Annotated in this window: 8 protein-coding genes and 1 pseudogene; 6 read left to right on the top strand and 3 right to left on the bottom strand. The window is 66.3% G+C overall.

Going from position 1 to position 9,096, the window contains the following annotated elements; genetic code table 11:
• The 6 genes and pseudogenes from CXQ91_RS18905 to fabF all read left to right on the top strand — a co-directional run.
• Positions 1 to 729 (top strand): annotated as a pseudogene (locus CXQ91_RS18905) (pyruvate dehydrogenase (acetyl-transferring), homodimeric type); the annotation flags it as partial.
• Between the two features lie 167 nt (positions 730 to 896).
• On the top strand, positions 897 to 2,141 hold the full coding sequence (locus CXQ91_RS18900; RefSeq protein WP_104175424.1) for a CdaR family transcriptional regulator: 1,245 nt from the start codon (positions 897 to 899) through the stop codon (positions 2,139 to 2,141).
• 87 nt (positions 2,142 to 2,228) lie between these two features.
• Positions 2,229 to 3,158 (top strand): ACP S-malonyltransferase, encoded by a 930-nt coding sequence (locus CXQ91_RS18895; RefSeq protein WP_104175423.1) that lies wholly within the window; start codon positions 2,229 to 2,231, stop codon positions 3,156 to 3,158.
• On the top strand, positions 3,155 to 4,216 hold the full coding sequence (locus CXQ91_RS18890; RefSeq protein WP_104175422.1) for a beta-ketoacyl-ACP synthase III: 1,062 nt from the start codon (positions 3,155 to 3,157) through the stop codon (positions 4,214 to 4,216). The genes CXQ91_RS18895 and CXQ91_RS18890 overlap by 4 nt, the downstream gene beginning before the upstream one ends.
• A gap of 124 nt (positions 4,217 to 4,340) precedes the next feature.
• Positions 4,341 to 4,586 (top strand): acyl carrier protein, encoded by a 246-nt coding sequence (locus CXQ91_RS18885; RefSeq protein ID WP_011692310.1) that lies wholly within the window; start codon positions 4,341 to 4,343, stop codon positions 4,584 to 4,586.
• Between the two features lie 159 nt (positions 4,587 to 4,745).
• Positions 4,746 to 5,984, top strand: coding sequence for a beta-ketoacyl-ACP synthase II (gene fabF, locus CXQ91_RS18880; protein ID WP_104175421.1), 1,239 nt, complete (start codon positions 4,746 to 4,748; stop codon positions 5,982 to 5,984).
• Between the two features lie 82 nt (positions 5,985 to 6,066).
• Here the strand turns inward: fabF and CXQ91_RS18875 are convergent, their stop codons facing one another.
• From CXQ91_RS18875 to dprA, 3 genes are all read right to left on the bottom strand, one after another.
• On the bottom strand, positions 6,067 to 6,570 hold the full coding sequence (locus CXQ91_RS18875; RefSeq protein WP_011692312.1) for a DUF3145 domain-containing protein: 504 nt from the start codon (positions 6,568 to 6,570) through the stop codon (positions 6,067 to 6,069).
• 303 nt (positions 6,571 to 6,873) lie between these two features.
• Positions 6,874 to 7,800, bottom strand: a complete 927-nt coding sequence (locus CXQ91_RS18870; RefSeq protein WP_104175420.1) for a tyrosine recombinase XerC — start codon at positions 7,798 to 7,800, stop codon at positions 6,874 to 6,876.
• A 107-nt stretch (positions 7,801 to 7,907) separates the two neighbouring features.
• On the bottom strand, positions 7,908 to 9,092 hold the full coding sequence (gene dprA, locus CXQ91_RS18865) for a DNA-processing protein DprA (protein WP_104175419.1): 1,185 nt from the start codon (positions 9,090 to 9,092) through the stop codon (positions 7,908 to 7,910).
• Positions 9,093 to 9,096 lie beyond the last annotated feature (4 nt).

Here is a 9,096-nt window from a genome sequence, read left to right as displayed (position 1 = left end):
GACCCCGCCTACGGCTACGAAATGGGCCACATCATGCGCGACGGCATCGAGCGCATGTACGGCCCGGAGGCCGCCGCCGGAACAAACGCGGACCGGAACCTGATGTACTACATCACCGTCTACAACGAACCCATCACCCAGCCGGCTGAGCCGGAGGAGCTGGACGTTGAAGGCGTACTGAAGGGCATCTACCTGCTGGCACCGGCCAAGATTGACGGCCCCCGCACGCAGATCCTGGCCTCGGGCGTTTCGGTGCCGTGGGCGCTGGAAGCCCAGCGGCTCCTGGCCGAGGACTGGGGCGTCTCCGCGGACGTCTGGTCCGTCACGTCCTGGAATGAACTGCGCCGCGACGCCATGGCAGCGGAAGAGGACGCGTTCCTCAACCCGGGCCAGCCGGCACGGGTGCCGTTCGTCACGGCACAGCTGGAAGGGGCAACTGGTCCCATCGTGGCGGTCTCGGACTACATGAAGGCCGTCCCGGACCAGATCCGCCAGTTCCTCCCGAACGAGTTCGCCTCACTCGGGGCGGACGGCTTCGGCTTCTCCGACACCCGGGCCGCGGCACGACGCTTCTTCAAGAACGACATCCACTCCATCGTGGTCCGTTCGCTGGAGATGCTCGCACGCCGCAGCGAAGTGGACGCCCAGGCTCCGGTCCAGGCAATTGAGAAGTACCGGCTCCACAACGTGAACGCGGGATCCACCGGGAACGCCGGCGGGGAGTCCTAACCCGTAAGCAGTAAATTGCGACGGCGGCTTCCACCTGACGGTGGGGGCCGCCGTCGTCGTTATGTGCCCTGCGTTCCGCGAAGCTGGCGGTCCTGTGACGCAGCACAAATCGAGTTGTAGCCTTTGCACAAATGGAGGTTGGCCTGCGCGCACCGTATGCTCGATGCATGGCAGAGCCAAACCCCACTCCCACAAAGCGCAAGCCGGCATCGCGCGCCCTGACGCCGGAAAAAGCCCAGACGTTGAAGAAACTCCGGGCCAGTGTGGGGCAATTGTCCACCACCACCATGCGCCAGCTGGAAAAATCGCTTCCGTGGTACAGCCGGCTGAGCTCCGATGAGCGGTCCGCCCTCGGAATGGTGGCCCAGAACGGGATCGCCGCTTTTGTGACGTGGTACGAGCGCCCCAGCTCGCCGTCGTGGATCCTCACCGACGTCTTCGGGACCGCCCCCACCGAGCTGACCCGCTCCATCAGCCTGCAGAAGGCCCTCCAGCTCATCAGGATCGTCGTTGAGGTGGTGGAGGACCAGGTTCCCGTGATCGCTCCGGAGGCGGACCAGCCCGCCCTCCGTGAAGCCGTCCTCCGCTATTCGCGCGAAGTGGCCTTTGCCGCCGCCGATGTGTATGCCCGGGCCGCCGAATCGAGGGGCTCCTGGGACACCCGGCTGGAAGCACTGATCGTCGATGCGATCCTGCGCGGCGAAAACACGGACGCACTGCGGTCCCGTATCGCCGCCCTCGGCTGGAAAGCGCAGGAGCGGTTTACCGTAATGGTGGGCAATTCGCCGTCGGAACCGAGCGCCAGCTACGTCAGCGAGCTGCGCCGGACGGCCGGACGGTTCGCAGAGGACGCCCTTGTGGGAATCCAGGGGGACCGCCTCATCCTGATCCTCGGCGGCGTCCAGGACCGGGAGAGTGCCTACCTGAAGCTCAGCGAATTGTTCGCCCCCGGCCCCGTTGTCTACGGCCCTGAAGCCGGCTCCCTGCTCGAAGCGAGCAGTTCGGCGCAGTCGGCCTTCGCCGGGCTGACGGCGGCCCGGGCCTGGCCCTCGGCGCCGCGCCCGGTGGCTGCTGACGACTTGCTGCCCGAGCGGGTTATTTCCGGGGACGATGCAGCCCGCCGGTCCCTCATCAAGAATATCTACCGCCCCCTGCTCGCCGCGTCCAACGGGCTGGTGGAGACCCTGGGAACCTACCTCGAACTGGGCCACTCGCTGGAGGCGACGGCGCGGGAACTCTTCGTGCACGCCAACACGGTCCGCTACCGGCTCAAGCGGGTTTGTGACGTCACCGGCTGGGATCCGCTGCTCCCCCGGGAGGCGTTTGTGCTCCAGGCGGCCCTCGTGGTGGGACGACTTTCCGTGCCGCCCAAGGCGCCGACTGAACGCCAGCCGTCCCGGAACGGCAACTGAACCGTTGTAGACTTCCTACAAACTGACCCAGTGAGCTTGGTGCATGAATACACCGAGAATCACGCAGTAATTTGGAAAGCTGGATACGTGCTTGCAATCGTCTGCCCTGGACAGGGCTCCCAGACCCCTGGTTTTCTGGCCCCTTGGCTGGAACTTCCTTCCGTCGCAGGCCATTTGGCCTCCCTCAGTGAAATAGCAGGCATCGACCTCACCGCACACGGCACCACGTCGGATGAGGAAACCATCAAGGACACGGCGGTAGCGCAGCCGCTGATCGTTGCGGCCGGACTGATCGCCGCCAAGTCGCTATTCGACGTCGAACTCAGCACCCTCCCCGTTGTCCTCGCCGGCCATTCGGTCGGCGAGATCACGGCGTCGGCGCTTGCCGGTGTCCTGACCGAGACCGAGGCCATGACCTTCGTACGGGAGCGTGCCAACAGCATGGCCGCTGCTGCCGCCGTCACGCCCACGGGCATGAGCGCTGTAGTCGGCGGGGACCCGGCCGAGGTCCTGGCGGCCATTGAGTCCTCCGGCGCCACGCCGGCCAACGTGAACGGCGCAGGCCAGACCGTTGCCGCCGGCACGTTCGAGCAGCTCAAGGTCCTCGCGGACAATCCCCCGGCCAAGGCCCGCGTGATCCCGCTGAAGGTGGCAGGGGCCTTCCACACCTCACACATGTCGCCCGCCGTTGCGGCGTTGGAAGCGCTGAAGCCGACGCTTCAGCCGCAGAACCCGCAGGTGCCCCTTTTGTCCAACTTTGACGGCAAGGAAGTGACCGACGGCGGCGCGGCAGTCAACAGCCTCATCGCCCAGGTCTCCCGGCCGGTCCGCTGGGACCTGTGCATGGAAACGCTGGTACAGCGCGGCGTCACGGGCGTTATTGAACTTGCACCGGCCGGTACCCTGGCCGGACTCGCCAAGAGGGGCATGCCCGGGGTCAAGACGGTAGCCGTCAAGACTCCCGAGGACCTCACTGCCGCCCTTGCACTATTCGCAGAACTGGAGGGACAGGCATGAGCGCTCCCGCACTCAAGCAGGCACCGCTGCGGGAACACACCCGCATCCTGGGACTCGGCGCCTACCGGCCCGACGTCATCGTCACCAACGAGGATGTCTGCCAGTGGATCGATTCCTCGGACGAATGGATCCGGCAGCGCACCGGCATTGTGACCCGGCACCGCGCCCCCGCGGATGTCAGCGTCATTGACATGGCTGAGGGCGCAGCCCGTGAAGCCCTGGCAAAGGCGGGAATCGAAGCCAGCCAGCTGGGCGCGGTCATCGTCTCCACCGTTACGCATCCGTTCGCGACGCCGTCCGCGGCTGCCAGCCTGGCGGACCGCCTCGGCGCCACGCCTGCTCCCGCGTTCGACATCTCCGCCGCGTGCGCCGGCTACTGCTACGGCATTGCCCAGGGTGACGCCCTGGTCCGCTCAGGCGCGGCGGAATACGTGCTGGTGGTCGGTGCCGAGAAGCTTTCGGACGTCATCGACAACACCGAACGCACCATTTCGTTCCTGCTCGGCGACGGCGCCGGAGCGGTCGTCATCGGCCCCTCTGAGACTGCGGGCATCGGCCCGTCGGTTTGGGGTTCGGACGGCAGCAAGTGGGATGCCATCGGCATGACACATTCTCTGCTGGATGTCCGCGAACTTGCCCTGGCCGCGAATAAGGCAGGATCGCTGAGCGCCGCTGAGGCCGACGCAACCGACGCCGCCATCTGGCCCACCCTGCGCCAGGACGGCCAGACCGTCTTCCGCTGGGCGGTCTGGGAGATGGCCAAGGTGGCCCAGCAGGCCCTCGACGCAGCCGGCGTCACGGCCGAGGACCTCGTGGCCTTCATCCCGCACCAGGCGAACATGCGCATCATCGACGAGATGGTCAAGAAGCTCAAGCTTCCCGAAACCGTCAAGGTAGCCCGGGACATCGCCGAGGCCGGCAACACTTCGGCGGCTTCCATTCCGCTGGCCACGCACCGCCTGTTGCAGGAAAACCCCGAACTCAGCGGCGGACTCGCCCTGCAGATCGGGTTTGGCGCAGGCCTGGTCTTCGGCGCACAGGTAATCGTGCTCCCGTAGACCGCACCCTTTTACCCACAACTGAATACGTTCTGCACAGCACGGATTCGCGAACCAAGCCGTAATCTCGGCTTGAATCATTTCCGGCAGCACCTGCCGGCAACAACAAGAAAAGGAGCCATCAATGGCTAGCAACGAAGAGATCCTGGCCGGCCTGGCTGAAATCGTCAACGAAGAAACCGGCCTCGCCACCGAAGCCGTCGAGCTGGACAAGTCCTTCACCGAGGACCTGGACATCGACTCCATCTCCATGATGACCATCGTGGTCAACGCTGAGGAAAAGTTCGGCGTGCGCATCCCGGACGAAGAGGTCAAGAACCTCAAGACCGTCGGTGACGCAGTCAGCTTCATCGCAAACGCACAGGCCTAGTCCTGGCTTCTGCCGGCAACAGCCGAACCCGGTAGCCGGTCCGGGGCGCTGAAATCAGCGCCCCGGACCGAACACCGCTGAATGACCTCAAGTTTCCCCACGCAGCCCCCGGCCAGGTATTTCCCGGACACGGCATGCGCACCGATAGAGAGTGATCCCATGGCACGCAAAGTAGTCATTACCGGTCTGGGTGCCACCACACCCATTGGCGGCGATGTCCCCACAATGTGGAAGAACGCGCTGAAGGGCGTCTCCGGCGCGCACACGCTCGAGGACGACTGGGTAGCCAAGTATGAACTGCCCGTTCACTTCGCAGCCCGCGCCTCAACCCCTGCGCTGGAAGTCCTGAGCCGCGTAGAAGCAAAGCGCATGGACCCGTCCACGCAGTTCGGCGTCGTTGCCGCACGCGAAGCATGGGCAGACTCCGGCATTACGGAAATCGACCACGACCGCCTTGCGGTGGCCTTCGCCACGGGCATCGGCGGCGTCTGGACGCTGCTGGACGCGTGGGACACCCTGCGCGAAAAGGGCCCGCGACGGGTCCTGCCCATGACGGTGCCCATGCTGATGCCCAACGGTGTGGCCGCAGCGGTGAGCCTGGACCTTGGCGCCCGTGCCGGCGCCCACACTCCCGTGTCCGCCTGCGCCTCCGGCACCGAGGCCCTCCACCTTGGACTGGACCTGATCCGCTCCGGTAAGGCTGACGTCGTTGTTTGCGGCGGCGCCGAAGCAGCGATCCACCCCATGCCCATTGCCGCGTTCGCTTCGATGCAGGCTCTGTCACGCCGCAATGATGATCCCGCCGGTGCGTCGCGCCCCTACGACACGGACCGCGATGGTTTTGTCATGGGCGAAGGCGCGGGCGCCTTGGTCATCGAGGCCGAAGAACATGCGCTTGCCCGCGGAGCACGGATCTACGCCGAGCTCGCCGGAACATCTGTGACGGCTGACGCCTACCACATCACCGCCCCGGACCCCGAAGGCCTGGGCGCCACCCGCGCGCTGAAGGCAGCGATGTTCGACGGCCGCATCCAGGCCGACGACGTGGTCCACGTCAACGCACACGCGACCTCGACCCCCGTCGGCGACAAGCCCGAGTACACCGCTCTGCGGGCCGCACTGGGCGCCCATGTGGACAACGTGGCGGTCTCCGCTACGAAGTCCCAGATGGGCCACCTGCTGGGCGCCTCCGGTGCCGTCGAGGCCGTGCTGACAGTGCTGGCTGTTTACGAGCGCAAGGCTCCGGTAACCATCAACCTGGAAAACCAGGACCCTGAGATCCCGCTCGACGTCGTCACCAAGACCGCACGTGACCTGCCTTCGGGCAGCATTGTGGCGCTGAGCAACTCGTTCGGCTTCGGCGGCCACAACGCCGTCATCGCAGTCCGGAGCATCTAGCCTCCACGCTCGCAACAGCAAGAGGCCCCTGCCGTCCGGCAGGGGCCTCTTGCGTTATGGAGGTTATTGCAGCGCGGCCCAGTCAACCCACCTGGTGCAGCCAGCGCACGGGGGCACCCTCTGCGGCGTGCCTGAACGGTTCCAGCTCCTCGTCCCAGGCTTCACCAAGGGCAAGGGAGAGCTCGTGATAGACCGCGGACGGGTCGCCCGCACCGGATTCATAGGCATAGCGGATGCGATCTTCAGAGACCATGATGTTTCCGTGCACATCGGTGACGGCGTGGAAGATTCCCAACTCCGGCGTGTGCGACCATCTCCCGCCGTCAACGCCCTGGCTAGGCTCCTCGGTGACCTCATAGCGCAGGTGCGCCCAGCCACGCAGGGCAGACGCCAGGAGGGCGCCTGTACCCGGGCTGCCGGTCCAGGACAGTTCCGAACGGAACATTCCGGGCGCAGCAGGCTGAGCAGTCCACTCGAGGTCCGTGCGCTTGTCCACGACTGACCCAATGGCCCACTCAACGTGAGGGCACAGGGCGGTCGGGGCCGAGTGAACGAACAAGACACCGCGGGTCATTGCAACAGACATTCCATCCTCCATAGCTGTAGGTACGTCTTCCCCAACGACCTCTGCCTGTATGTATGTCTGCCGCGCAGGGTTCCCGCATGCTGCCGGTGATCTCTGCAAGACTATGAAATTAGTGCCCGGAACTACGTTATCCGCCGGAAGGCGAGGTTCAAGTCAGACTTGAGAGTTGCCGGGCATGACTCTTATTGTGCCGTACCCCGCATAATTACGCCAGTGCAATTCGGCGCGCCGGGGGTGATCAATATTTCGCGCACTGCAGACGGGCGGCGCCCAGCGCCATAAACCGAGGCCGCAGGCAACGGCTCACGCGCGGGGATGTGCCTGCTGGTAGCTCCGCCGCAGCCGGTCCACCGAGACGTGGGTGTAGATCTGTGTTGTTGCCAGGCTGCTGTGGCCAAGGATTTCCTGCACCGCCCTGAGGTCAGCTCCGCCATCCAGCAGATGAGTGGCGGCGGAGTGCCGGAGCGCGTGCGGACCGGTAGCAGCCGTGTCGCCCAGCGCGTCCAGCAGGTCCTTCACCACGGCACGGACCTGCCGCTGGTCCACCCTGCGGCCCCTCGCTCCGAGGAACAAGGCCGGACCGCTCGCGTCCGCTGCCAGCACCGGCCTTCCACGGCGGAGCCAGTCGTCGACCGCGACGGCCGCCGGCACCCCGTAAGGCACTGTCCGCTCCTTGTTTCCCTTGCCGATGACCCGGAGCGTGCGGCGGTCCTGGTCGAGATCGTCGACGTCCATGCCAGCCAGCTCCCCCACCCGGACCCCGGTTGCATAGAGCAGCTCCACCATGGCGCGGTTCCGAATGGCGAGCGGCGCGCCTTCGTCCGCCGCCGTCTCGAGACCGTCCAGGACGCGCACGACCTGTTGCTGGTGTAGGACACCGGGCAGTGACTTTTCCCGCTTCGGTGCCTTCAGGCGCAGGGCGGGATCGGCTTCCAGGAGTTCCTCCCGCACGGCCCAGGCGGTGAAGGACCGGGCAGTGGCAGCGCGCCGCGCCAGCGTGGAGCGGGACATGCCCGCTTCGCTCTGCGCTCCGAGCCACCGCCGCAGCGTGGAGAGTTCAATCCCGTCAAGATCGGTGATGCCATCCGCTGCTGCAGCCGACAGCAGGCTGTGGACGTCCGAAAGGTAAGCGCGAACAGTATGGGCCGACCTGGCCCGCTCACCGTCGAGGTAGCGGCCGAAGGCGTCGGCGGCGCCAGCGAGGGCTGCCGGGAGATCAGGGGTGTCCACGCTCCAACTTTCCCATCATTCGGCCGCCAATCAAGGAACCACGCACTCAAGACGGCACAAATTCCGGGAGGCCGCCGGTAGGGCGACAGGGGGCAGGCCGCAGGCACTCAGCAGGCCTTTCGGGACCGTTTCCACCCGCCGCGTTCGGATTCGGCAAGCCCCAGAAGTCCGAGCCTGCCCAGGCCCGCCCTGACGGAATCGGCGCTCAGTCCTGCAACGGACGTCAGCTTCTCGACTGAGCTAGTGGACCGCAGCGGCAACGCATCGAGCAGAATGAGGTCCTCCAGGGTGAGGCCGTCATGGTCAGCGCGCTGCTCCGGGGCCAGGTCCACCAACGATTCGCCGCTGGGAGCGGCAAGCTCGGCGATTTCACCGGCGTCCGTGACGCAGACGGCTCCCCCTTCGCGAATCAGCCGGTGGCAGCCTGCGGAATTGGCGCTGTGCACGGAACCGGGGACGGCACCGACGGCCCTACCCAGCGATTCAGCGTGGTGGGCCGTGTTCAGTGCGCCCGAGCGCCAGCGGGCCTCCACGACGACCGTGACCGACGCCAGCGCGGCGATGAGGCGGTTCCGCTGCAGGAACCGGTATCGCGTGGGGGCGGAGCCAGGCGGCACCTCAGCCAGGACCGCACCCTGGTTGGCTACCGTCCTAAGCAGGTCTTCATTGCCGGATGGATAGAAGCGGTCCACTCCCCCGGCCATAACGGCGATGGTGGGCATGGCATCGCCGGCGCCAGCCAGGGCAGACCGGTGGGCGTGCGCATCGATCCCGTAGGCCCCGCCCGAGACGATCGTGAAACCCCGCTGTGCCAGCGAATAAGCGAGGTCGCCGGTGACGGCAGCACCGTAGCTTGTGCTGTCGCGGGATCCGACAAGGGCAATGGACTTCGCCGCTGCAGGCAGCGGCTGCTCCATGCCGCGCCACCAGAGGCAGATGGGTTCATGAAGGCCCAGGTCAGCCAGTTGCCGGGGCCATAGTGCGTCGGATGGAATGATCATCCGCCCGCCCAGGCGGTGCATGGTGGCGAGATCCCGCTCCGGGGCCAGGTCCGGGATCCGCGGCGCCCAGCGCCGGAGTGAGGCTTGCATTCCCGGCCAGCTGCCCGTGCCATTGTCGGCGAGCAAGGAGGTGATATCCCGTTCAAGCTGCGGCCCGGACCCCAGCTGGCCCGTGGCGATACGCAGCGCGTCGGTTGCGCCGGCGACCATCACCAAGGCAAGTCCGGCAGCGTCCTGCGGCTCCATCAGCCGCGACAGGGCAGCCCTGGCCAGGTGTTCCTGTTCCGTCATCGTG

It is taken from the genome of Arthrobacter sp. Y81, from assembly GCF_002929335.1.
In the GTDB taxonomy this organism is placed as follows: domain Bacteria; phylum Actinomycetota; class Actinomycetes; order Actinomycetales; family Micrococcaceae; genus Arthrobacter.
This window is presented reverse-complemented; position numbering and strand designations above follow the sequence as displayed.

Bases quoted from the DNA above. Each gene is read 5' to 3' on its own strand.
- CXQ91_RS18900 (WP_104175424.1), top strand. From the start codon at position 897: ATGGCAGAGCCAAACCCCACTCCCACAAAGCGCAAGCCGGCATCGCGC.
- CXQ91_RS18890 (WP_104175422.1), top strand. From the start codon at position 3,155: ATGAGCGCTCCCGCACTCAAGCAGGCACCGCTGCGGGAACACACCCGC.
- CXQ91_RS18885 (WP_011692310.1), top strand. From the start codon at position 4,341: ATGGCTAGCAACGAAGAGATCCTGGCCGGCCTGGCTGAAATCGTCAAC.
- fabF (WP_104175421.1), top strand. From the start codon at position 4,746: ATGGCACGCAAAGTAGTCATTACCGGTCTGGGTGCCACCACACCCATT.
- CXQ91_RS18875 (WP_011692312.1), bottom strand. From the start codon at position 6,570: ATGTCTGTTGCAATGACCCGCGGTGTCTTGTTCGTTCACTCGGCCCCG.
- dprA (WP_104175419.1), bottom strand. From the start codon at position 9,092: ATGACGGAACAGGAACACCTGGCCAGGGCTGCCCTGTCGCGGCTGATG.